A 23,112-nucleotide genomic window follows, 5' to 3' on the forward strand; every position below is an offset into this window, starting at 1 on the left:
TTTTATAAAAACCCAGAAGGCTTCATTAAATATGAAACACACCTATAGAGAAGAAAAACTTGCATTTTTTTCCATGATTATAATTTTTCCGGGATTTTTTATATACAATTATTTATTATCATTAAAAATAATAATGAATATACCTTATATGACCATTACACCTTTACTGTCTGTATTTATTTTTTCCATTATAAAACTAATTAAAATAAAAGAAAAAAACACATCCCTTTATTTAATAGAATGTATTTTCTTTTTGTTTATTATATATAACTTAACTATCGCCTCTATTAACTTAATTTTCAACAACAAATTAAAGATAGATATTTTTATATGGAATATACAACAAACAATCCAATTAATATGTTTATATATTATAGGAAAATATATCTTTTTTACGCAAAAATTAAAAAGACAATTACTTTTACTCTCTACTTTAATAATGGTAATTTTTTATCTCAAATTTAACTCCCAAAGGTATCTACACTTCTCTTTATCTGGTGAGGGAACCTCTAACTATATGTCTCTAGGCAATGTCATGTTTATTACTTTCCTAATGACATATTATAATATAAATAATACTTTTTTTAAATTTATATTTTTTATATTATCGACTTTAATACTTTTACTCCTAGGGGCAAGATCAGAATTATTAGTGTATGTATTGTGCATACCATTTTTTTATATAATTAACACTAAAAAACACATTCAAACAATGTTATTTTTATTAATTCCGATTATTCTATTTATATTCAGCACTAATTTAAGCTTTATAATAGAAATTATTCCGGAAAGTCGCATAACAGATTTATTTGAAAATAAAGAAAAAGCGACATCTATAATAGCAAGAATAAGACTGTTAAACAATGGAATGAATTCTATACTAGATAATCCTATATTAGGGGATTATGGTAGTTATACATTATTACCTGGGCAGGGAATTGGAAGCTATATACACAATATATTATCTGCATGGGTTAATTTAGGAATATTGGGATTTATGATACAAGTGTTATTATTATTATTCCTTATTAAAGGCATATTTGATTTCAAAAACCATCCATCTAATATAAGCAAATTTTACATATCATTAGCTTTTTCAACTATTTTAATGTTAATATTTTCCAAGCAATATCTTTATATGCACTTAGGTTTTTGTATTGGCCTTATAGCCAATATAAAAAGCAATAAATCCTTATTAAAATTAACAGGAAAAAAATGAAAGTAGCACATCTAACATCGGTTCATTCTCGTTATGATACACGCATATTCTTTAAAGAATGTGTATCTCTTAATATGGCTGGATACGAAGTATATCTTATTGTAGCAGATGGAAAAAAAAATGAGTTTATAGAAGGTATAAATATATTAGATATAGGAAAACATAGAGGAAGAATAAAAAGAATTTTTTATTCTACAAAAAGAATTTATAAAAAAGCAATTGAAATTAATGCTGATGTTTATCATTTACATGATCCAGAGTTAATCCCAATCGGGTTGAAACTATTAAGAAAAAATAAATTTGTAATATTTGATGCACATGAAGATGTACCAAAACAGTTGTTAGACAAACCATATCTAAATAAATACATACTAAAAATAATATCAAAAATATTTTCTGTTTATGAACAAAAAGCAATATCTAAATTTAGTGGAGTAATAGCGGCCACTCCTATTATTCGTGATAAATTTCTATTATTCAACTCAAAAACTATTGATATAAAAAACTATCCGATATTAAGTGAGTTACATGACAAAAAAAATAATTGGAATAATAAAAAGAATCAAATATGCTATGTTGGGGGAATAAGCAAAATAAGAGGAATAAGTGAAATTGTTCGCTCTATGAGCTATGTATTAGCTCAAGATACTAAATTAAAATTAGTCGGATATTTTCCAGAAAATAAATTCAAAGAAAAAATAAAAAAAGTAAATGGTTGGAATAGGGTTGATGAATCTGGTTTTGTTTCAAGAAAGGAAATAAAAAAAATTTTAGATGAATCTCTACTGGGTTTAGTTATTTTGCACCCTACTAATAGTTATTTAGAATCTATGCCTATAAAAATGTTCGAATATATGTTAGCAGGAATACCAATTATCGCATCCAACTTTCCACTTTGGAATGAATTTATTGAAAAAAATAAATGTGGCCTATGTGTTGATCCTTTAGATCCTCATGAAATAGCCAAATCTATAGACTACTTATTATCTAACAAAAAGTTATCAGAAGAAATGGGAAATAACGGAATGAGATTGATTAAGGAAGAATTAAACTGGGAAAATGAGAGTAAAAAATTAATAGAGTTTTATAAAAAAATAACCATCTAAACTAAACATGTAAATGTAAATGTAAATGTAAATGTAAATGTAAATGTAAAATATATGAAACTTAAAAACTATTATTTATCAATATACCAAGCAATATTAAATTAAATTGTATATAAAATATGAAAAAGATCATTACTATAATAGGCGCACGGCCTCAATTTATTAAAGCAAGTGTAGTTTCTCGTCAACTTGAACAAAAAAGAAAGTTTCAAGAAATAATTATCCATACAGGACAACATTTTGATTCTAATATGTCAACTATTTTCTTTGATGAATTAAAAATCCCTAAACCAAATTATACTCTTAATATTCATGGTGGTTTTCACGGTGAAATGACAGGTAAAATGCTTGCCGAAATTGAAAAAGTTCTTATTAAAGAAAAACCAGATAACGTAATGGTATATGGTGATACTAATTCAACATTAGCTGGTGCTTTAGCAGCCTCTAAATTACATATACCTGTTATACATATTGAAGCAGGGTTACGTAGTTTTAATATGCATATGCCAGAAGAAATAAACAGAATATTAACAGATAATATTAGCTCTATATTATTTTGCCCTACAGACACAGCAATAAATAATTTACATAATGAAGGTTTTCATTCAAAACCCATTATTATAAAAAAATCAGGCGATGTCATGGAGGATAGTGCACTACATTTCAGTAAAATAGCTAAAAAACCAATTAAATTAAATTTAAGTAATTTTATCTTGACCACACTACACCGTGCTGAAAATACAGATGACAAAGTACGCCTAACAGAAATAGTGAACTCATTAAATTATATACATAAAAAAATTTGTCCTATTGTTTTTCCACTTCATCCAAGAACTAAGAACAAGCTAAAAGAATATGATTTAAAATTAGATGTCTATTTAATTGAACCGGTTGGATATTTAGAAATGCTGTGGTTACTTAATAATACAAACATAGTTATTACAGATAGTGGAGGATTACAAAAAGAAGCGTTTTTTTTCAAAAAGCCTTGTATAACTATTAGGGATCAAACTGAGTGGGTAGAGTTAATTGAAGCAGGTGTTAATAAATTATCCGAAGCTAATAGTAGTGAAATAATTAATTCAGTGAAGAATTCGTTAAATATTAATATAACCTCAATTTCTTCTATGTATGGTGGTGGCATTGCTGCTGAAACAATTGCTAATGAGTTAGAAAGTTTACTATGAATATAGTATATATAAATCACTACGCTGGTTCACCAGATCTTGGCATGGAATTCCGCCCATATTACTTAGGGCAGGAATGGATAAAATCAGGGCATCATGTTATAATAATTGCAGCATCTTACTCTCATGTTCGTTCAAAACAGCCATTCTTGATAAGAAATAAAAAAACCATTGAAAAAATCAATGAATTAACGTATATCTGGTATCCGACACCTGTTTATAACGGTAATGGCTTATCCAGAGTTAGAAACATTTTTTCTTTTTTAGCTCAAGTTTGGATGGATAGTAACAAGTTAGTTAAAGAATATAATCCAGACATTGTAATATCTTCAAGCACGTATCCTATGGATATATGGGTTGCAAAACATATTGCACAAAAATCTAATGCAAAATTAATTTTTGAATTACATGATTTATGGCCTCTTTCACCTATAGAACTTGGAGGAATGTCTCCTAAACATCCATTTATTCAATTATGTCAATTAGCTGAAAACTCAGCTTATAAGCATTCTGATGCAGTTATTTCTATGCTTCCCAACGTACATGAACATATGAAAAATCATGGATTAAATTTAGATAAATTACATATTGTTCCTAATGGAGTTGTAGTAAATGATTGGATGCAGAAATTTTCTCCATTAGATATGGAGCTAGAAAAATTAATTATATCTGAGAAAAATAAAGGACATAAAATCGTATGCTATAGTGGGGCACATGGTCAACCTAACTCATTAAATATACTAATTAAAACTGCCTTAATCCTTCATGAAAAGACTTTTACATTCTTACTAGTTGGAACTGGTTTCGAAAAAGATAATTTAATAGAAGAATCAAAATCACTAGGAATAAAAAATGTTATATTTATTGACCCTATTCCTAAGATTCAAATCCCAACATTATTAGAAAAAATTGATATAGCTTATATAGGGTTACAAAAACAATCATTATTTAGGTTTGGAATAAGTCCAAATAAACTAATTGACTATATGATGGCAGCCAAACCTATTTTATGTGCCATTGATGCCGGTAATGACCCAGTATCTGACGCTAACTGTGGTATCACAGTAAAATCAAACAACCCTGAAGATATAGCTCAAGCTTTATTACATCTAAGTTCTTTATCAACTGAAGAATTAAGTAAAATGGGACAGAGAGGCAGAGCATATGCTCTAAAAAATCATATTTATTCTGCATTAGCAGATAAGTTTATAAAGGCGATACGATAATTATGAACAACAAATTCCTTCCTTTTGCATTACCTGAAATTAGTGAAGAAGAAATTAATGAAGTTGTAGATTCATTAAAACATGGTTGGATTACAACTGGACCTAAAACAAAAAAATTCGAACAAGATTTCGCCAACTATTTAGGTGATGGTGTTGAAGCTATTGCAATCAATTCAGCTACTTCTGGTCTACATTTAGCCCTAGAAGCGATAGGCATTAAACCTGAAGACGAAGTTATAGTTCCAACCTATACCTTCACAGCAACTGCCGAAGTGGTTCGCTATTTAGGAGCAAATCCTGTTTTTGTTGATTCCCTTCCTGATTCTCTGAATATTGACCCTAATACAATCAGAAAAGCAATAACTTCCAAAACGAAAGCAATTATTCCTGTACATTTTGCAGGTCTATCTTGTGATATGGATGAAATAATCTCTATCGCTAAAGAATTTAACCTAAAAATTGTTGAAGATGCTGCTCATGCATTTCCAACTATCTACAATGGAAAAAAAATAGGTACATTAAATACGGACGTTACTGTCTTTAGTTTTTATGCCAATAAAACGATGACTACTGCAGAAGGCGGCATGCTTGTTTCTCGTAATCCAGAAATTATAAAAAGAGCTAAAGTTATGCGCCTTCACGGTATTAGCAAAGATGCATTTGATCGATACCAATCCAAAACTCCCGCTTGGTACTATGAAGTTATAGAGCCAGGCTTTAAATATAATATGCCTGATATTTGTGCTGCAATTGGAATCCATCAGCTAAAAAAAATTGATCTCTTCCAGCAAAAAAGAGAGCAAATGGCAAAGTTTTATGACGAAGAACTGAAAGATCTACCATTAATCTTACCAACTAAACCTTTCGGTCCAGATAACCAACATGCATGGCATTTATACCCCATCCGCTTAAAAGATGAAGTCAAAATATCTAGAGATGACTTTATTATAAAAATGGCTGAAAAAAATATAGGCTGCTCAGTTCACTTTATTCCTCTTCATAAACATCCTGTTTGGAAAAATACTTATTCATTATGTGAGGAAAATTTTCCTGTCGCAGAAAAAAATTTCCATAAAATAACTTCCATTCCTTTATATACAAAAATGACAAGAGATGATCAAATTAGAGTAATAAATGCAATAAAAGAGATTCTAAAATAAATGAAGTCTATATATATATATTTTAAAAGATTTTTTGATTTCATTTCATCTTTTATAGGGATAATTGTTTTATCTCCTATATTAATATCTATCGCTATATGGATAAAAATGGACTCGAAAGGACCCATTTTTTTTCGTCAAAAGCGTATTGGACAATACGGAAAGCCATTCTATATTCATAAATTTAGAAGTATGACATTAAATTCTGAACAAAAAGGACAACTCACAATTGGTAATGACTCTCGCATAACCAACTCTGGAAAATTTATCAGAAAATATAAACTAGATGAATTAGCTCAACTTATTGATGTTATTCAAGGTAAAATGAGCTTAGTTGGTCCCAGACCTGAAGTACCTGAATTTATGGATAAATACCCTCCAAAGAGGAGATCAAAAATATTGTCAGTAAAACCAGGCATAACAGATCTAGCATCTATAGAAATGATAGATGAAAATGAAATCTTATCTCAATATCCCAATCCTCATCAAGCTTACATTGATATAATCATGCCTATCAAGGCTAAATATTATCTAAGCTATGTTAAACATCAATCATTTTGTCTTGATATCAAAATAATTTTTAAAACTATATATAAAATAATTTTCAGGTAACATTCATGAGCGAGAGACTTTTTTTCAATAAAGAAAGGTTACTAAAAACATTTTTATTAATGATTGCTGATATTTTGATAATAGCTTCTTCATATTGGATCAGTATGTGGCTACGTTTAGATAGAGAAGTTCCTATTAATAGTTTATTACATTGGTCTGTAATTAGCCTAACAATACCATGTACACTTTTTATATTTATTAGATTGGGGTTTTATCGAGCTATATTAAGATATGTTAATATGAGTATTTTAAAGTGGGCTGTCATTGGTTCATTTTTATCATCTCTAATTTTAATAGCATTTTCTTCATACCAGCAGGCTTTTTTACCAAGAACAGTTCCTATTATCTACTTTTCTTTTTTAGTTATTTTATTATGCGGAACTAGATTTTTTTACAGAGCACTTCGTAATTATATAATGAATAAGGGAATTCCCGTCATTATATATGGTGCAGGGGAATCAGGACGACAATTATTACCCATATTAAGAGAACACCGCGAATTAGAGCCAGTAGCTTTTATTGATGACAACCTTAAACTGAAAAATTTAAGTATTCAAGGGGTTATTGTTTATTCATCTGATTCAGTTATTAAACTAGTAGAAAAGTATAAAGTAGAAAAAATATTACTTGCTCTCCCCACTGCATCTATTGCTGAAAGAAAAAGTATTATAGATACACTACAACCAACACATTGCGAAATATTAACAATCCCAAATTTCAATGAATTGGTAGATGGTACAGCTAAAATTGATACTCTAAGAAAATTATCCATAGATGATCTTTTAGGAAGGGAACAAGTATCTCCATTACCAGAATTATTCTCTAAAAACATTTTAAATAAAAATGTCCTTGTATCTGGAGCGGGAGGTTCAATTGGTTCTGAATTGTGTCGCCAAATTATTCAGCAAAAACCGATTTTTTTAATCTTATTCGAATTAACAGAATATGCTCTTTATTCAATAGAAAGAGAATTACAAAAAATCAACAAAGAAAAAAAACTAAATGTTAACATCATTCCTATATTAGGGGATATAAAGAACTCAGAGAAAATCAATAAAATTATTGATAAATTTCATATTAACACCATTTATCATACTGCAGCATATAAACATGTTCCTCTAGTTGAATTAAATACCATAGAAGGTATTCAAAACAACATCTTTGGTACACTAGCTATTGCTCAAGCTGCTATTACTCAAAAAGTTGATAAATTTGTTCTCATATCCACAGATAAAGCAGTTCGTCCCACAAATATAATGGGAGCAACAAAAAGATTCGCTGAATTAATATTACAAGCATTAGCTAAGCAGAATAAACATACTCAATTTTCCATGGTAAGATTCGGAAATGTACTTGGTTCTTCAGGCTCAGTAGTACCTCTGTTTGAGAAACAAATAGCTAATGGGGGTCCAATAACTCTTACCCATAAAGAGATAACTCGATATTTCATGACAATCCCAGAGGCAGCCCAATTAGTTATTCAAGCAGGAGCCATGGGAGTAAATGGCGATGTTTTTGTATTAGATATGGGAGAATCAGTAAGAATATATGATCTTGCAGTTAAAATGGTAAACCTTTCAGGTTTGACAGTCAAAGATGAGAATAACCGAAATGGAGACATAGAAATAAAAGTAACAGGTCTTCGTCCCGGAGAGAAATTATACGAAGAATTATTAATAGGAAACAATGTTTCAGGAACAAATCATCCTAGGATCATGACAGCAAATGAGATCTACCTAGAATGGTCTGAACTTAATGAGTTAATTCAAAATCTTCAATCAGCTTGTAGTGAACGTGATTTAGAATCTATTCGTGAAATATTGATAAATGCCCCTTTGGAATTCCAACCTAAAGATGAGATATGTGATTTATTAAAATAGTTGATTACTATTCCCAATACTATTATCAGTAGAAGCATCCAACTAAAAAATAAATTTCTATTCTCGCATAAACAGTTATTATAATTTTCCAATTTGAAACACCAATGCTAAACATCGTCCTATTCGAACCAGAAATTCCGCCTAATACAGGCAATATCATTCGTCTGTGTGCCAACACAGGCTGCCAACTTCATCTCATTCAACCTTTGGGTTTTACATGGGATGACAAACGCTTGCGTCGTGCAGGGTTGGACTACCACGAGTTCGCTAACATCAAACAACATCACGATTACAACGCATTCCTGGAAAGTGAAGGGTTCAGTTCAGTCAATTCACAATCCCCTTCTGGGGCGCGTCTGTTTGCCTTAACCACAAAAGGCACGCCAGCGCACAGTAATGTGAGTTATCGTGATGGTGATTACTTGATGTTCGGCCCTGAAACTCGCGGGTTGCCATCTTATGTATTAGATAACATGCCGCCTGAACAAAAAATCAGAATTCCCATGCTGCCAGATAGCCGTAGCATGAATCTGTCCAATTCTGTCTCAGTGGTTGTGTTTGAAGCATGGCGGCAACTGGGTTATCCAGGTGCGTTATTGCGGGATTAAGATTAATAGTGCATTCAGCGCCTAATCCGCACTGAATGCACCATCTATTAATGCTCATAAGAAAAGAGACAGAATTTCAAATCCCATCCCCATTCTCAAATCCATTATTGATGCCATTAAAATGCTGGTTCATATCCAACGATGGCTTCTCGCTTTCCGGTTTACCCACAATCCTCGCCGGTACGCCTGCCACTGTGGTATGAGGTGGAACTGATCTTAATACAACCGACCCTGCCCCAATTTTCGCACCTCGGCCAATCTCGATATTACCGAGTATTTTGGAACCCGCGCCAATCATCACCCCTTCACGTACTTTCGGATGACGATCTCCGCTAGTTTTACCTGTTCCCCCAAGAGTAACCGATTGCAGAATAGAAACATCATTCTCAACAACCGCTGTCTCACCAATCACAATGCCAGTTGCGTGGTCTAGCATGATGCCACAGCCAATCTTCGCGGCAGGATGGATATCGACACCAAAAGAAACTGAGATCTGGTTTTGCAGGTAGATTGCCAATGCCTTGCGATCTTCTTTCCATAACCAGTGAGCAATACGGTAGGCTTGCAGGGCATGGAAGCCTTTAAGATAGAGTAATGGTGTCGAATATTTATCTACTGCCGGATCGCGCAGCCGAACAGCTTTGATATCACGTGCTGCCGATTCAATCATCTTGGGATCACTGCGATACGCATTTTCAACGACTTCTCTGACTTCAATGGGGGGCATAATCGGTGATGCTAGCTTATTTGCCAGCATGTAGCTCAGGGCACTACCAAGATTTTCATGCTTGAGTAGTGTCGCGTGAAAGAAACTGGCTAACATGGGTTCACAGTCTGCCAGCGCCCTCGCCTCGTTTTTAATATTTTTCCAGACTTCGTTCAGTTCTGCTCGCGACATATCAGTGTTCTCATTTTATTTAAGAGTGAGAGCCTTCTCCCTCATCTCTTGTCGCTCTTCCCAATAATGTTTGGGCAGCCTCAATCACATTCTTATTGCAGTACAGTATCTGGTAGATCTGCTCTGTGATAGGCATTTCAACTCCCACTCGTTCCGCCAAAGCCCGAACTTCTTTAGTATTGCGGTATCCTTCAACAACTTGACCAATCTCACGCTGCGCTTCATTAACACCAATACCTTTTCCCAGCATCATGCCAAAACGACGGTTGCGGGATTGGTTATCGGTACAGGTTAAAACTAAATCACCTAATCCAGCCATACCCATAAATGTAGAAGGATCAGCACCCAATGCCACTCCGAGGCGACTCATCTCCGCTAATCCTCGGGTGATCAATGCCGTGCGGGCATTGGCTCCAAATCCCATACCATCAGAGATCCCTGCACCAATTGCAATAACATTTTTTATTGCCCCGCCGAGCTGTACTCCGATGAAATCTGGGTTTTTATAGACCCGAAAACTTTTGCCGCAATGGAAAAACTGTTGCAGTTCTTCACCAAACTCAGGTGTTGTGGCAGAAACCGCAATCGCTGTTGGCAGACCTGCCGCTAACTCTTTTGCGAATGTCGGGCCAGAAACGACGGCCAAGGGGATTTCATCACCTAATATCTCACGAGCGACATCTTGTAATAAACGCCCGGTTTCCGCTTCAAGCCCTTTGGTTGCCCAAACAATGCGGCTATCCTGTTGTAAATATGGTTTTATCTGCTGTAAGACATCGCCGAAAACATGGCTGGGAACCACGACCAAGATATTATAACTGGCTGAAACAGCGCTTTTCAGATCGGACTCGAGCAATAAGCTGTCAGGAAAAGAAACATCCGGTAAAAATGCCTGATTACAGCGTGCTTGTTGCAACGCATTGACGTGCGCAGGGTTATGCCCCCAAAGCACAACATCATGCCCATTGCGAGCCAACGTAATCGCTAAAGCGGTGCCGTATGAACCGGCACCGATTACTGTCATAGAAGCGGTATTCATTAGGCTTCCTGTGCAGCCTCATTAGACTGAGATTCAGTCTGCTGTTGCAGATAATTCATGAACAGGGCATCGAAGTTAACAGGAGCCAGGTTCAGTTGTGGGAAAGTACCACGACTTACCAGGCTGGTGATGCACTCACGGGCGTATGGGAACAGGATGTTCGGGCAATATGCACCTAAGCAATGTGCCAACTGAGTTCCTTCAAGACCATCGATAGAGAAAATACCCGCCTGCTGAATTTCACACAAAAACGCCGTTTCTTCTCCCTGTGTCGCCGTAACAGTAACGCGCAGAACAACTTCATAAACTCCCTGAGCCAATTCACTGGAAGCGGTGTCCAGATCCAATTTAACTTCCGGCTGCCAATCCTGCTGGAAAATCTGTGGGGCCTTTGGTGCTTCGAAAGAAATATCTTTCGTGTAAATGCGCTGGATTTGGAAAGCCATTTCTGTGTTGTTTTGTTCTGACATAATAATATTTACCTTTTTCAGATGTCCTTACTAAACTTTTCTACAATGCAAGCGACTACTTGCACCTCAGTTCGTTATTTCTTGCCACGAGCCAATGGCAAATTTTCACCCGCCCAACCAGTAACCCCTTCTTTCAGGGAATAGACCTGCTCAAAGCCCAAACGAACCAGATTTTCCGCTGGTGTTCTGGATTCCAACCCATTCGCTGAAACGACGATAACAGGCTGTTTTTTATGTTTCTCCAACTCACCTAAGTTACTGTCTTTAATTTCAGATGGCGTCAGGTTAACGGAACCAATAATATGCCCTCTGCGGAAATCGTCACGGGAGCGTAAATCCACGACGATAGCTTCTTCCTTGTTGATGAAATGGATGGCCTGAGCACGGGTGATCTCTTTACTCTTGGAGAACACGCTTTTTACCGTCATAACAATGACAGCCACCAGCAATGCAATCCAGACAAGGCTCAGGATCGTGTTCCGGCTAATAAATTGCATGATTTCTTGCAGCATGGAGGGCAACAACTCCCGTTGGTTAATAACAAATATCTAAGGTAGAAGAGTATACCTGTGTGTTGCATCAATTACAGCCAATTAGCATCAATCCAATGCAGATTTTGCGGAGAGTTTCGAGAAAAATTAAAAAACATCCCGAGAACAACTTGATTGTAATACATCAATAAAATATTTCATGTAACACTGGACCAAGGCAGGATCTTCGACAATAAATAGACTAAATTAACTAAAACTTATATTAATGATAAAAAACAGTCTGTTCTCTGGTCAGGTGCAATTCCACATGAAATAATCAGGCGCTATGTAGCAGCAGGGTAACCAATAAGATGGCTGAAAATAAGGATCTCAGGAGCCGTAAGAATCGGCAGAGGCAATACAAACTGCAAAATAAAATCAGAGTGTTACAGCTCTGTGCCTTGTTGTTCACCTTTCTCAGTTTCAGTACAAAGACTTTCGCCAATCCAATTTCAGAGAATAAAAATCAGCTCAAAGATATTCAACAGAATATTGCCGAGAAAGAGAAAAGTGTAAAACAGCAACAAAAACAACGTACAGATCTGCTTAACCAATTAAAAGAACAAGAAAGTACTATCTCAGAAGTGGGACGTTCGCTGCACACGACACAGACTCGTCTGAATAAGCTAGAAAACGACGTTTCATCGCTAAATGCCAATATCAAACACCTGCAAATGCAACAAAAGGAGCAACGACAATTACTTGCCAACCAATTGGATGCCGCATTTCGGCAAGGAAATCACCAAGGTTTAGAATTGTTGCTCAATGGGCAGAAAAATCAGCGCAAAGAACGTATTCTCGCCTATTACAGTTACTTGAATCAGGCACGTCAGGAAACTATTGCCAAACTGCAAAGAACAACTGAAGAACTCAACCAGCAAAAAAAACTGCAACTAGAAAAACAAAGTGAACAGAAAGCGATACTGGTCAGCCAAAAACAGCAAAAGCAAAAGATGGAGACTGCCCGCACTGCGCGGCATAAGACATTAACGGTTCTTGAATCTTCATTGAAAAAAGAGCAACAAAGCCTGGCTGTGCTTCGGCAGAATGAAACCAGACTGAGAGACAAAATTGCCAAAGCTGAACGGGAAGCCAAGGCGCGTGCTGAGCGTGAAGCACGTGAAGCGGCTCGTGTTCGTGCCCAGGTTGCCGCTAAACAGAAACAAGCGCAACAAAAGGGTTCCCGTTATAAACCAACAGAAGCAGAACGTGCGCTCATGGCACGAACGGGTGGCCTTGGGCGTCCTGCCGGACAAGCAATCTGGCCAGTACGCGGTCGTGTCATCCATAGTTTTGGCGAAGCGATACAAGGTGAACTTCGTTGGAAAGGGGTTGTTATCTCCGCAGCGGAAGGGACCGAAGTCAGGGCAATCTCAGATGGACGTGTATTGCTGGCAGACTGGCTGCAAGGCTATGGACTGGTTGTCGTGATTGAACACGGTAAAGGCGATATGAGCATTTACGGTTACAACCAGAGCACATTAGTTAGTGTCGGGCAACAAGTTCGGGCAGGCCAGCCAATAGCGTTGGTTGGCAGCAGCGGCGGGCAACAACAGCCTTCACTGTACTTTGAAATCCGCCGTCAAGGGCAGGCTGTTAATCCATTACCGTGGTTAGGGAAATAGGATAGGAACACAATAATAATGGTGAAGATGCGGTATCGATTAATAAAGCGGGTTAATGTATTCACTCTTTTATCTTGGATACTGTCATTCTTCACATCATTGCTATTTACCTTAAATGCACAAGCGGCACGTTTAGCCATCGTCATTGATGATGTTGGCTATCGTGTCAGTGAAGAAAATAAGATCTTACAAATGCCCGTTGCAGTTTCTATTGCAATCCTGCCCAACTCCCCGTATGGCAGGAAAATGGCGGAAAAGGCCTATCGGCAAGGACGGGAGATCTTAATCCACTTGCCAATGGCGCCATTAGGCAAGCAACCTCTGGAAAAAAATACACTCCATTCTGCCATGAGCAGAGAAGAAATTGCCCGTATTATTCAAGATGCAATACATAAAGTTCCCTATGCCGTTGGTATGAATAATCATATGGGCAGTGCAATGACATCTAATTTCAGTGGCATGGAAAAGGTAATGCAAGCGTTATCCCATTATCACCTTTACTTTCTGGACAGTGTGACAATAGGTAATACGCAAGTCACTAAAGCAGCGATAGGAACCCCTGTTCCGGTGATCCGTCGGAATGTGTTTTTGGATAATATTCAAACCGAAGCCGAAACACGGTATCAACTTAACCGTGCAATTTCACTTGCCCGCAAGCGAGGTTCTGCCGTTGCAATTGGGCACCCATATCCCACAACTATACGCGCCTTACAGCAAGCGCTTGCAACATTACCCAGTGATATTGAACTGGTAACCCCCAGCCTGTTGTTAGATCATCAAACTATACGTAAGTGCGTAAAACCCCATGAATCAAAACCTGCGCCAGCCACTCGGTTAGCGTATCTCAAGATGGTAAAAGAGGCATTATCTGACAATGTCATCTTTAATACCTTAAGTCGATACATGCAAAAAATTTTGGATAACCACCCGACACAAAAAACATCAAATGTTTCAGGCAAGCCAGAAGTAAAGCAAACAACGGAAAACAAGGCTGCCAATAAAACACAATTACCACCAAAAGCCGATAAAACAGGCACCCAAAAAGCCAAAGGTGCCTGTGCTAATTTTTAATCCCAATTTAAGATAACTTTACCAGATTGGCCTGAGCGCATAACATCAAAGCCTTTCTGGTAATCATCAATCGAGAATTGGTGAGTGATAATCGGGGACAAATCCAGACCAGATTGGATCAAAGCCGCCATCTTGTACCAGGTTTCGAACATCTCACGCCCATAGATACCCTTGATAAATAATCCTTTAAAGATGACCTGATTCCAATCTATTGCCATATCTGAAGGCGGGATACCCAACAGCGCAATACGTCCACCGTGGTTCATGGTATTGAGCAAAGTACGGAACGCTGCTGGAGCGCCTGACATCTCCAAACCAACATCAAAACCTTCGGTCATTCCCAGTTCTGCCATAACATCAGTCAGATTTTCTTTGCTGACATTCACAGCGCGGGTAACCCCCATTTTGCGAGCTAACTCAAGACGATATTCATTGACATCCGTAATCACGACATGACGAGCACCAACATGCTTACATACCGCTGCTGCCATAATCCCGATAGGGCCAGCGCCTGATACCAATACATCTTCCCCCACCAGATCAAAAGACAGCGCAGTGTGTACCGCATTGCCAAATGGATCAAAAATCGCTGCCAGCTCATCGGGTATATTGTCTGGGATCTTAAAAGCATTAAATGCGGGAATAACCAGATATTCAGCAAATGCACCTTCACGGTTCACACCAACACCCGTGGTATTGCGGCATAAATGCGTACGTCCACCACGGCAATTACGACAGTGACCACAGGTGATATGCCCCTCACCGGATACACGATCACCAATCTTAAACCCTTTGACTTCCTGACCAATCGCAACCACTTCACCAACATATTCGTGCCCGACGACCATCGGGACAGGGGTAGTTTTTTGCGACCAATCATCCCAGTTATAGATGTGAACGTCCGTCCCACAAATGGCAGTTTTACGGATTTTAATCATCACATCGTTGTGCCCAATTTCTGGCGTGGGCACTTCTGTCATCCAGATACCTTCTGCTGGCTTTAATTTGGACAATGCTTTCATAATGATACCTTAAGCAATGACATTCAATTGCTTGCCAATGCGGATAAATGCAGCCACCACACGTTCAATTTGCTCTTCAGTATGGGCGGCTGAGATCTGGGTTCGGATACGCGCCTGACCTTTTGGCACAACCGGATAGAAGAATCCAATCACATAGATGCCTTCTTTCAGCAGTTCCGCAGCGAATTCCTGCGCCAGTTTCGCATCTCCCAACATAACAGGGATAATCGCATGGTCTGCTCCCGCCAGAATGAAACCTGCCGCTGTCATTTTTTCACGGAACAAGTTCGCATTTTTCCAGAGACGTTCACGCAGATCATCGCCATTTTTCAGCATGTCCAGCACCTTGATCGATGCGGCGACAATGGCTGGAGCCAGTGAGTTGGAGAACAGATAGGGGCGTGAACGCTGGCGCAACCATTCAACCACTTCTTTGCGCGCAGCAGTATAACCACCCGATGCGCCCCCCAGAGCCTTACCAAGCGTACCGGTGATGATGTCAATACGTCCCATAACATCACAATATTCATGTGTGCCACGGCCGTGCTTGCCAACAAAGCCAACTGCATGTGAATCATCTACCATGACCAATGCACCAAATTCATCTGCCAAATCACAGATGGATTTCAGGTCAGCAATGACGCCATCCATGGAAAATACTCCGTCAGTTGCGATCAGGATATTTTGCGCACCTTCCGCTTTTGCCTTTTCCAACTGAGTCCTTAATTCTTGCATGTCATTATTGGCATAGCGGTAACGTTTCGCTTTACATAAACGGATGCCATCAATGATGGAGGCATGGTTCAAAGCATCAGAGATAATGGCATCTTCTGGTCCAAACAGGGTTTCAAACAAACCGCCGTTTGCATCAAAGCACGAGGAGTACAGAATGGCGTCTTCCATACCCAAAAATTCAGCAAGTTTATTTTCTAATTCTTTATGGGAATCTTGCGTACCACAGATAAAGCGCACGGAGGCCATACCAAAACCGTGGCTATCCATGCCTGCTTTTGCCGCCGCGATCAGGTCAGGGTGATTGGCCAAACCTAAGTAGTTATTGGCACAAAAATTAACGACCTGATGACCCTCAGCAACAGCAATATTGGCATTTTGGGCAGAAGTGATAATACGCTCACTTTTGAATAGCCCTTCGGAACGGGCTTGTTCCAACTGCTCATTAATTTTCTGGTAAAATGACGCTGACATTTTTCTCTCCTGAATCCCTAAATAAGTGAAAGGCGTGGTGCATTTTACTGATAGATCCTGCCAGTGACGACATAACGAGCAAGATAATATCAACTTTGTAAAGCTGATCACGCCCCAGAGCCTGGCATACAGCAAAATTTCAGGATATTCCCCTGTTTAAGCTGCTGTCGTCAGTAGGGTTAAGTGCTATTATACGCGGCAAAGATATACTGACTATTTAGAGGTGGGCCAAATGATTATTGTCACTGGTGGCGCAGGGTTGATTGGCAGCAATATTGTCAAGGCACTGAATGATGAGGGCTATAAGGATATTCTGGTTGTTGATAACCTGAAAGATGGCACAAAATTCGTCAATTTGGTTGATTTGGATATCACCGACTATATAGATAAAGAAGACTTCATCGCCAGCATCGTGGCGGGTGACGATTTAGGTGCCATTGATGCCATTTTCCATGAAGGGGCTTGCTCATCCACAACCGAATGGGATGGTAAGTATATGATGGACAATAATTATCAGTACTCCAAAGATGTGCTGCATTATTGTCTCGATCGTCAAATCCCTTTCCTGTACGCCTCCTCTGCGGCGACTTATGGCGGCCGTAGTGACAATTTCATTGAAGAGCGCCAATATGAAAAACCTCTCAATGTTTATGGTTACTCCAAGTTCCTGTTTGACCAATATGTGCGCGATATTTTGCCTCACGCGGATTCCCAAATTTGCGGTTTCCGTTATTTCAATGTTTACGGGCCGTGCGAAGGGCATAAGGGCAGCATGGCGAGCGTCGCCTACCATTTAAATAATCAGATTCACCAAGGACAGAATCCGAAGTTATTTGCTGGCAGTGAGAATTTCCGCCGCGATTTTATCTATGTCGGTGATGTTGCCGCTGTCAATTTGTGGTTCTGGAAAAATGGCGTTTCCGGCATTTTTAACTGTGGGACAGGCCGCGCTGAATCTTTTCAGGCTGTTGCAGATGCTGTGATCGAATTCCATAAAGAAAAATCCCCAACCGTGGAATACATCGACTTTCCTGAAAAATTAAAAGGCCGTTATCAGAGTTTTACTCAGGCTGATCTGACAAAACTTCGTGCTGCTGGCTATAAACAACCGTTCAAGACGGTTGCCGAAGGCGTCGCTGAATATATGCAATGGCTCAATCAGGATAATTAATCGACCTCTATGAAGATATTGGTGATCGGCCCATCATGGGTGGGTGACATGATGATGTCACAAAGCCTCTACCGTACTTTGAAAGATTTGTACCCTAATGCAGAAATTGATGTGATGGCGCCAACATGGTGCCGCCCATTATTGGCAAAAATGCCTGAAGTGCATCAGGCATTAGCCATGCCGCTTGGTCATGGTACTCTTGCCTTGGGTGAGCGCCGACGCCTCGGTCTGGCATTGCGTGAAAATAGATACGATCGTGCTTATGTATTGCCCAACTCATTCAAATCTGCGCTGGTATCTTTCTTCGCCAATATCCCATTACGTACAGGCTGGCGCGGTGAAATGCGTTACGGACTGCTAAATGACATCCGCGTCCTGAATAAAAGTGCTTTTCCACTCATGGTTCAACGCTATGTTGCTCTCGCATATGAAGGGAAAAATATACGTAGCGCCGATGACATTCCACAACCTTTATTATGGCCGAGATTAAGTGTTAATGACGAAGATATTGCAGAATCAACCTCAGCCTTCAATATCTCTGATTACCGCCCTATTATTGGCTTCTGCCCTGGTGCCGAGTTCGGCCCAGCCAAACGCTGGCCACATTATCACTATGCCGCTCTTGCCGAACAGTTAATTACCCAAAAAGGCTATCAAATTTTGCTGTTTGGTTCTGACAAAGATCATCCGGCAGGTGAAGATATTCGCGCACTTTTAAGCGATGATGCCCGCGAAGATTGTCTCAATTTGGCAGGAAAAACCTCGCTTGAACAAGCGGTAAATGTCATCGCCGCCTGTGACGCCATCGTCACAAATGACTCAGGTTTGATGCATGTAGCGGCAGCCTTAAACCGTCCTCTGGTGGCATTATATGGACCAAGTAGCCCGGATTTTACCCCGCCACTATCAAATAAGGCCGAAGTGATCCGCCTGATTACGGGCTATCACAAAATCAGAAAAGGCGACAGCGACGGCGGCTATCATCAAAGCCTGATCGACATTCAACCTGAACAGGTTCTATCTTCATTAGAAAAACTGCTACAGGCGGAGAAGCAAAATTAATGCGTGTTTTACTGGTAAAAACATCTTCAATGGGGGATGTGTTACATACTCTGCCAGCGTTAACTGATGCAAAACAGCAGTTTCCTGACATTCAATTTGACTGGGTAGTGGAAGAAGGATTTGCCCAAATTCCAACCTGGCACAATGCGGTCGAAAATGTGATCCCTGTGGCTATTCGCCGTTGGCGAAAAAATTGGTTCAGAAAAGATATTCGTGAAGAACGGGCACGATTTCGGCAACAACTACAACAATACCAATATGACGCCATCATTGATGCGCAAGGTCTGTTAAAAAGTGCTTTTTTGGTAACCAGACTGGCACATGGCCCAAAACATGGTTACGATCGAAAAAGTATTCGTGAACCCATCGCCAGTTTTTTCTACGATCATTGTCATGCTATCAGCAAGCAACAACACGCGGTTGAACGCACTCGAGCTTTATTTGCTGATAGTTTGGGCTATAAAAAACCGTCAGGGCAAGGTGATTACGCCATCGCCTGCCATTTTTTGCACCAGCAAACCAGTAGCCAAAATAACTATCTCGTTTTTCTTCATGCAACAACGCGCGATGAAAAACATTGGCCTGAAAATCATTGGAAGCGGCTTATCGCAGATATCCAGGCAACGGGTATGCGCATTAAACTACCTTGGGGCGCTGAACATGAATATCAGCGGGCATTAAGGCTAGCGGAAGGGTTTTCCCATGTTGATGTTCTGCCAAAACTGACTCTGGCTGAAGTTGCACATGTTATTGCGGGGGCACAAGCTGTAGTTTCAGTTGATACAGGATTAAGCCATCTTACAGCGGCACTTGATCGACCCAATATTACGCTATTTGGCCCGACTGATCCTGGTTTGATCGGTGGATATGGGAAAGAGCAGCATCCTCTAAAATCAGCGGATAATACGATGCAAAGTATTACTCCAGAGGAAGTTATGCTGCTCTTGCAGAACACATTAAAAAAGCACTTTGCCTAGCGGCAATGTTTCACACCAACGATTTTTGTATTCAAAAGTAGGATTGCCTAAGGAGTAACGCATGGTTTTATCTCCCTGATGACACAATGCTTTTGCTTCTTGGACATTCACCCACATCAAGATACTGCCAACGCTGAGATGAGCATATTCAGGATCATAACCACCATTAATGGCATCAAAAGAAATCCATTTGGGACTTTCCGCCCACAAGACAAAATCGTAAGCACAAGGCTTGCCGTTAATCAGTAATACATTGCCAAATATATGCTCACGAAGCTCAGTGTATATTTCAAGGAGATGCTTTTTCTGCTCTTCAGAATGGCCGTTATTCCAACGCTGTTGGTACAGATCAATATAAATATCTACCAACTCTTCTGCACTGAATTCACTTGAGGGACGAATTTCTCCTCCTGCACGCTTAAATTTGTTGATCTCGTTACTGCGATTACGGCGAGTTTTGTAAGAAAAACTGTCTTTGATTAAGCAAATTTGGCGCTTACTGAAAAGAGGTCTATAACTAGCATTGATAAAATTCTTTTCATGAATAGGCGATAATCGCTTTGATTTTATAGGTAAAAATAATTTTGCATCCGTTACAATAGGGAAAACAATTTCATCATATGAAACTGGATATTTAGTTTGCATTTCTTCAATCAGCTTTTTGTTTTTAGAAGAAAAACAGGCACCCTTAACTCCAGATGCTGTCTTTTTGATATAAAAACAAAACTGTCCATCAAGATGTTTATCCAGAAAAGATACAATATTGGGATGTGTTAATGTACATCCGCCAAAAAGAGCATGTGCTTCTTTATATTGTTCAAAATTGCTTTTTTCCCATCCTGAAAGAAAAGATTTTATTTTTGTCATGACCAATTCCATAAAATGGTTCCCCTAAATACTAAAAATAATTAATGCTATATTGTAGTTATTATAATACATTCTTAATTAGGTGTGAAATCTCTATTATACTCCTTTCAGAAAATTAATATTACCTACAAATCCCTATAAAACATATTTCATGGAACTGCGGTATAATCTATCTTTTCAAAAGAAGTTATTGCACTATATCTTGATAAATTATAAATAATAACTCCATGTCTTTTAGCCAACTCGTAAGATAGCTCAAAACAAGGTACTATTATATTTTCAAAATTCTTGTCTAGTTCAGTATTTAGAATGTCTTCTGGATTTTCATAAAACCTTGGCTTGTCAAAATTATTCATATCTAATCCAGAAAGGTATATTTTTTTATAATTTAAGAAAAATGCCATTTGCAAAGCAGCATATGCTACCGTACTTCCATCAAAAAATCCTTTATTTAAGTTAAGTGAAAAAGCAGCATTTTCTCTTATAATTAACTCATCATCTTTTATATCAAATAGTTCTATCTTTTTTTTATATACTGGCTGTTCAATATGCTCTATGATTAATATTTTACACTTAATCACAAAAGAATAATGTTTAGTCAAAATCTCATTCAAACAATCCATAGTTGTTAATAATGTTAGTGAATTATCATTCAAAATATCAAAAACAATATCAATCCTATTTATAACAAATGTTATATCAATTATCATATGATATTTGAAACTCACGTGTGAACGTAATTTATACGAACCATTGACTCCTAAGATATCAAATTTTTCACTATCAAAAAAATCAACATTTATATCAGCCACAGAAGGACCAGAGGCAATTATAATCAATGGCTTTCCTGACGAAAATTCAAAGTCTGCAATATCAATTTGTCTCTTTTTGAAGAAAATTGTGTCTATTTTACCATCGGCATTTCTTGAGATTTTTATGTGAGGCCAAAAATTCATATTATGTTTCATTTTGTTATTACATATATTTCTATATATTGTTTTGCTTATCTTATATTTGCAAACATCTATAAATTTACGAATCATTTTACAACCTTTAATCTGAAAAAAAATCAATCAACCATTTTTATGGTAATAGCACTTCTAATTTTCTATAAACTAAATTAAATTTTTAGTCTTACTTTAATTTAAATTGATAGTACTCTTTCAACGTCATCCCCTGCACTAATGGCTTCAAAAACTTAAACAACCCTTCTAAATCCTGATAAAGTTGCTCAATCTGTTCTTCATTCTGGAAAGTTGGACTCCCTCCCGGCATAAATTCAGAGGAATGCAACATAAACTCAACATAATCATTGCCTGATGCCAACGTTCTCTGGACAACAGTTTTCATCTGCGCCAAATTCTCACCTTTTGGTCTCAGCCAATTAACTGATGGAGAACGCTGTTTTCCTCTGAATCGATCGTATTTCTGCTTAATGAAATTCATAATTGCAGAATGCTTATATTGAATACTCATCGGTACTTGTAATAACGGAGAATCGCCCTCTTTGGAAATATCCTGCAAATCCATAAAATAAGCATGATCAGGAAAACGGCTATAATCTGTTCCACCATTTCCATTCGGATCACCCTTGGTAAAGTTCCAGTTAATTTTTGGTGTAACAGAACAATCTACCTGATATCCATATTCAACCAATAATTGCGCATAATATTCATTAAATGCCCAACGGCCAGCACGATGGCTTAACATTTTAGTCTGGAGCTTATCTTCCAAAATATTGGTCATTAAATCAACTTTTGCTTTAATCTGATCTTTAGGATACTCAATCAGATATGGTTTATAGTACATATCATCATCAGTAAGAGGGACAATAGGTGGACTATTCCAGGCATGCAAATGCATACCGATTTCACCCGTATTTCTGGCGATCACATCCTTGGCAAATTCGATATAGCTATCATCCATTGCCATTTCATAGTTAGTTAACCAAACAGGTTTGAATCCAAAACGTTCACAGAGATTCTGAAACCTTGGCAAATAATGCGTGTTTTTTGTTGAGATCAGACCACTATTTTGCCATAGATCATCACCTTCGGTGTCGATCGTGATAATAAAAGCGGGTAATGACATTGATATACACCAAAATGTGACGATGATAATTGTCCTAATGGTACGCATAGCAAACAAAGAGCGCAATTAGAGAATACCAATTGCC

General features: G+C 38.0%; 22 protein-coding genes. 13 read left to right on the forward strand and 9 right to left on the reverse strand.

Annotated features, from left to right (window positions below):
• The first annotated feature begins 31 nt into the window (after nucleotides 1-31).
• From ACSJJG_RS19610 to trmL, 8 genes are all read left to right on the forward strand, one after another.
• Nucleotides 32-1,219 (forward strand): O-antigen polymerase, encoded by a 1,188-nt coding sequence (locus ACSJJG_RS19610; RefSeq protein ID WP_282885562.1) that lies wholly within the window; start codon nucleotides 32-34, stop codon nucleotides 1,217-1,219.
• On the forward strand, nucleotides 1,216-2,325 hold the full coding sequence (locus tag ACSJJG_RS19615; protein ID WP_189759453.1) for a glycosyltransferase family 4 protein: 1,110 nt from the start codon (nucleotides 1,216-1,218) through the stop codon (nucleotides 2,323-2,325). Before ACSJJG_RS19610 ends, ACSJJG_RS19615 begins: the two co-directional genes overlap by 4 nt.
• Nucleotides 2,326-2,444: 119 nt before the next feature.
• Complete coding sequence (gene wecB / locus ACSJJG_RS19620; protein WP_189759452.1) at nucleotides 2,445-3,512, forward strand: non-hydrolyzing UDP-N-acetylglucosamine 2-epimerase; 1,068 nt, start codon at nucleotides 2,445-2,447, stop codon at nucleotides 3,510-3,512.
• Nucleotides 3,509-4,738 carry a glycosyltransferase family 4 protein gene (locus ACSJJG_RS19625; protein ID WP_189759451.1) on the forward strand — a complete coding sequence of 410 codons (1,230 nt, stop codon included), beginning with the start codon at nucleotides 3,509-3,511 and terminating at the stop codon, nucleotides 4,736-4,738. Before wecB ends, ACSJJG_RS19625 begins: the two co-directional genes overlap by 4 nt.
• 2 nt (nucleotides 4,739-4,740) lie before the next feature.
• Complete coding sequence (locus ACSJJG_RS19630) at nucleotides 4,741-5,898, forward strand: DegT/DnrJ/EryC1/StrS family aminotransferase (RefSeq protein ID WP_189759450.1); 1,158 nt, start codon at nucleotides 4,741-4,743, stop codon at nucleotides 5,896-5,898.
• Entirely contained in the window at nucleotides 5,899-6,510 is a 612-nt protein-coding gene (locus ACSJJG_RS19635) for a sugar transferase (RefSeq protein ID WP_189759449.1), read from the forward strand.
• Between the two features lie 5 nt (nucleotides 6,511-6,515).
• On the forward strand, nucleotides 6,516-8,390 hold the full coding sequence (locus ACSJJG_RS19640; RefSeq protein ID WP_189759448.1) for a polysaccharide biosynthesis protein: 1,875 nt from the start codon (nucleotides 6,516-6,518) through the stop codon (nucleotides 8,388-8,390).
• 104 nt (nucleotides 8,391-8,494) lie between these two features.
• Nucleotides 8,495-8,998 (forward strand): tRNA (uridine(34)/cytosine(34)/5-carboxymethylaminomethyluridine(34)-2'-O)-methyltransferase TrmL, encoded by a 504-nt coding sequence (trmL, locus tag ACSJJG_RS19645; protein ID WP_481090285.1) that lies wholly within the window; start codon nucleotides 8,495-8,497, stop codon nucleotides 8,996-8,998.
• Nucleotides 8,999-9,074: 76 nt separating this feature from the next.
• Here the strand turns inward: trmL and cysE are convergent, their stop codons facing one another.
• The 4 genes from cysE to ACSJJG_RS19665 form a co-directional block, all read right to left on the reverse strand.
• Nucleotides 9,075-9,896 carry a serine O-acetyltransferase gene (gene cysE / locus ACSJJG_RS19650; RefSeq protein WP_481090286.1) on the reverse strand — a complete coding sequence of 274 codons (822 nt, stop codon included), beginning with the start codon at nucleotides 9,894-9,896 and terminating at the stop codon, nucleotides 9,075-9,077.
• A gap of 19 nt (nucleotides 9,897-9,915) precedes the next feature.
• Nucleotides 9,916-10,935: an NAD(P)H-dependent glycerol-3-phosphate dehydrogenase gene (gene gpsA, locus ACSJJG_RS19655; protein WP_481090287.1), complete on the reverse strand. Its 1,020-nt coding sequence runs from the start codon at nucleotides 10,933-10,935 to the stop codon at nucleotides 9,916-9,918.
• Complete coding sequence (gene secB, locus ACSJJG_RS19660; RefSeq protein WP_481090288.1) at nucleotides 10,935-11,405, reverse strand: protein-export chaperone SecB; 471 nt, start codon at nucleotides 11,403-11,405, stop codon at nucleotides 10,935-10,937. The genes gpsA and secB overlap by 1 nt, the downstream gene beginning before the upstream one ends.
• Before the next feature lie 74 nt (nucleotides 11,406-11,479).
• Entirely contained in the window at nucleotides 11,480-11,917 is a 438-nt protein-coding gene (locus ACSJJG_RS19665; RefSeq protein ID WP_481090289.1) for a rhodanese-like domain-containing protein, read from the reverse strand.
• 329 nt (nucleotides 11,918-12,246) lie between these two features.
• Between ACSJJG_RS19665 and envC the strand changes: the two genes are divergently transcribed.
• A complete protein-coding gene (gene envC, locus ACSJJG_RS19670; protein WP_481090290.1) occupies nucleotides 12,247-13,560 on the forward strand; it encodes a murein hydrolase activator EnvC in 1,314 nt (437 codons plus the stop codon).
• Between the two features lie 18 nt (nucleotides 13,561-13,578).
• Complete coding sequence (locus tag ACSJJG_RS19675; RefSeq protein ID WP_481090291.1) at nucleotides 13,579-14,631, forward strand: divergent polysaccharide deacetylase family protein; 1,053 nt, start codon at nucleotides 13,579-13,581, stop codon at nucleotides 14,629-14,631.
• Here the strand turns inward: ACSJJG_RS19675 and tdh are convergent.
• Both tdh and kbl read right to left on the reverse strand, forming a co-directional pair.
• Complete coding sequence (gene tdh / locus ACSJJG_RS19680; RefSeq protein WP_481090292.1) at nucleotides 14,628-15,653, reverse strand: L-threonine 3-dehydrogenase; 1,026 nt, start codon at nucleotides 15,651-15,653, stop codon at nucleotides 14,628-14,630. The two genes, ACSJJG_RS19675 and tdh, sit on opposite strands and share 4 nt — an antisense overlap.
• Nucleotides 15,654-15,662: 9 nt before the next feature.
• Nucleotides 15,663-16,859, reverse strand: coding sequence for a glycine C-acetyltransferase (gene kbl, locus ACSJJG_RS19685; protein ID WP_481090293.1), 1,197 nt, complete (start codon nucleotides 16,857-16,859; stop codon nucleotides 15,663-15,665).
• Nucleotides 16,860-17,091: 232 nt separating this feature from the next.
• On the opposite strand from kbl, the gene rfaD reads away from it, so the two are divergent.
• From rfaD to rfaC, 3 genes are read left to right on the forward strand one after another with little or no spacing between them, the layout of a single operon-like run.
• Nucleotides 17,092-18,030, forward strand: coding sequence for an ADP-glyceromanno-heptose 6-epimerase (gene rfaD / locus ACSJJG_RS19690; protein ID WP_481090294.1), 939 nt, complete (start codon nucleotides 17,092-17,094; stop codon nucleotides 18,028-18,030).
• Nucleotides 18,031-18,039: 9 nt separating this feature from the next.
• The gene (rfaF, locus tag ACSJJG_RS19695; RefSeq protein ID WP_481090295.1) at nucleotides 18,040-19,092 is read left to right on the forward strand and encodes an ADP-heptose--LPS heptosyltransferase RfaF; all 1,053 of its coding nucleotides are present in this window, start codon (nucleotides 18,040-18,042) and stop codon (nucleotides 19,090-19,092) included.
• A complete protein-coding gene (rfaC, locus tag ACSJJG_RS19700; protein WP_481090296.1) occupies nucleotides 19,092-20,069 on the forward strand; it encodes a lipopolysaccharide heptosyltransferase RfaC in 978 nt (325 codons plus the stop codon). Before rfaF ends, rfaC begins: the two co-directional genes overlap by 1 nt.
• On the opposite strand, the gene ACSJJG_RS19705 is transcribed toward rfaC, so the two are convergent.
• The 3 genes from ACSJJG_RS19705 to ACSJJG_RS19715 form a co-directional block, all read right to left on the reverse strand.
• Entirely contained in the window at nucleotides 20,049-20,948 is a 900-nt protein-coding gene (locus ACSJJG_RS19705; RefSeq protein WP_223281680.1) for a GNAT family N-acetyltransferase, read from the reverse strand. The genes rfaC and ACSJJG_RS19705 overlap by 21 nt on opposite strands.
• Before the next feature lie 137 nt (nucleotides 20,949-21,085).
• On the reverse strand, nucleotides 21,086-21,979 hold the full coding sequence (locus ACSJJG_RS19710) for a hypothetical protein (protein WP_189759433.1): 894 nt from the start codon (nucleotides 21,977-21,979) through the stop codon (nucleotides 21,086-21,088).
• A 91-nt stretch (nucleotides 21,980-22,070) separates the two neighbouring features.
• Nucleotides 22,071-23,027, reverse strand: coding sequence for a polysaccharide deacetylase family protein (locus tag ACSJJG_RS19715; RefSeq protein WP_481090297.1), 957 nt, complete (start codon nucleotides 23,025-23,027; stop codon nucleotides 22,071-22,073).
• Nucleotides 23,028-23,112: the final 85 nt, after the last annotated feature.

The sequence above is a fragment of the Xenorhabdus sp. SGI 60 genome, assembly GCF_056632175.1.

What these genes read in the sequence shown, in the direction of transcription:
- rfaF (WP_481090295.1), top strand. Translation starts at nt 18,040, where the DNA reads ATGAAGATATTGGTGATCGGCCCATCATGGGTGGGTGACATGATGATG.
- ACSJJG_RS19715 (WP_481090297.1), bottom strand. Translation starts at nt 23,027, where the DNA reads ATGTCATTACCCGCTTTTATTATCACGATCGACACCGAAGGTGATGAT.
- ACSJJG_RS19675 (WP_481090291.1), top strand. Translation starts at nt 13,579, where the DNA reads ATGGTGAAGATGCGGTATCGATTAATAAAGCGGGTTAATGTATTCACT.
- rfaC (WP_481090296.1), top strand. Translation starts at nt 19,092, where the DNA reads ATGCGTGTTTTACTGGTAAAAACATCTTCAATGGGGGATGTGTTACAT.
- ACSJJG_RS19665 (WP_481090289.1), bottom strand. Translation starts at nt 11,917, where the DNA reads ATGCTGCAAGAAATCATGCAATTTATTAGCCGGAACACGATCCTGAGC.
- ACSJJG_RS19710 (WP_189759433.1), bottom strand. Translation starts at nt 21,979, where the DNA reads ATGATTCGTAAATTTATAGATGTTTGCAAATATAAGATAAGCAAAACA.
- ACSJJG_RS19630 (WP_189759450.1), top strand. Translation starts at nt 4,741, where the DNA reads ATGAACAACAAATTCCTTCCTTTTGCATTACCTGAAATTAGTGAAGAA.
- trmL (WP_481090285.1), top strand. Translation starts at nt 8,495, where the DNA reads ATGCTAAACATCGTCCTATTCGAACCAGAAATTCCGCCTAATACAGGC.
- ACSJJG_RS19610 (WP_282885562.1), top strand. Translation starts at nt 32, where the DNA reads ATGAAACACACCTATAGAGAAGAAAAACTTGCATTTTTTTCCATGATT.
- tdh (WP_481090292.1), bottom strand. Translation starts at nt 15,653, where the DNA reads ATGAAAGCATTGTCCAAATTAAAGCCAGCAGAAGGTATCTGGATGACA.
- ACSJJG_RS19615 (WP_189759453.1), top strand. Translation starts at nt 1,216, where the DNA reads ATGAAAGTAGCACATCTAACATCGGTTCATTCTCGTTATGATACACGC.
- envC (WP_481090290.1), top strand. Translation starts at nt 12,247, where the DNA reads ATGGCTGAAAATAAGGATCTCAGGAGCCGTAAGAATCGGCAGAGGCAA.
- kbl (WP_481090293.1), bottom strand. Translation starts at nt 16,859, where the DNA reads ATGTCAGCGTCATTTTACCAGAAAATTAATGAGCAGTTGGAACAAGCC.
- ACSJJG_RS19640 (WP_189759448.1), top strand. Translation starts at nt 6,516, where the DNA reads ATGAGCGAGAGACTTTTTTTCAATAAAGAAAGGTTACTAAAAACATTT.
- rfaD (WP_481090294.1), top strand. Translation starts at nt 17,092, where the DNA reads ATGATTATTGTCACTGGTGGCGCAGGGTTGATTGGCAGCAATATTGTC.
- ACSJJG_RS19635 (WP_189759449.1), top strand. Translation starts at nt 5,899, where the DNA reads ATGAAGTCTATATATATATATTTTAAAAGATTTTTTGATTTCATTTCA.
- ACSJJG_RS19625 (WP_189759451.1), top strand. Translation starts at nt 3,509, where the DNA reads ATGAATATAGTATATATAAATCACTACGCTGGTTCACCAGATCTTGGC.
- gpsA (WP_481090287.1), bottom strand. Translation starts at nt 10,935, where the DNA reads ATGAATACCGCTTCTATGACAGTAATCGGTGCCGGTTCATACGGCACC.
- wecB (WP_189759452.1), top strand. Translation starts at nt 2,445, where the DNA reads ATGAAAAAGATCATTACTATAATAGGCGCACGGCCTCAATTTATTAAA.
- cysE (WP_481090286.1), bottom strand. Translation starts at nt 9,896, where the DNA reads ATGTCGCGAGCAGAACTGAACGAAGTCTGGAAAAATATTAAAAACGAG.
- secB (WP_481090288.1), bottom strand. Translation starts at nt 11,405, where the DNA reads ATGTCAGAACAAAACAACACAGAAATGGCTTTCCAAATCCAGCGCATT.
- ACSJJG_RS19705 (WP_223281680.1), bottom strand. Translation starts at nt 20,948, where the DNA reads ATGGAATTGGTCATGACAAAAATAAAATCTTTTCTTTCAGGATGGGAA.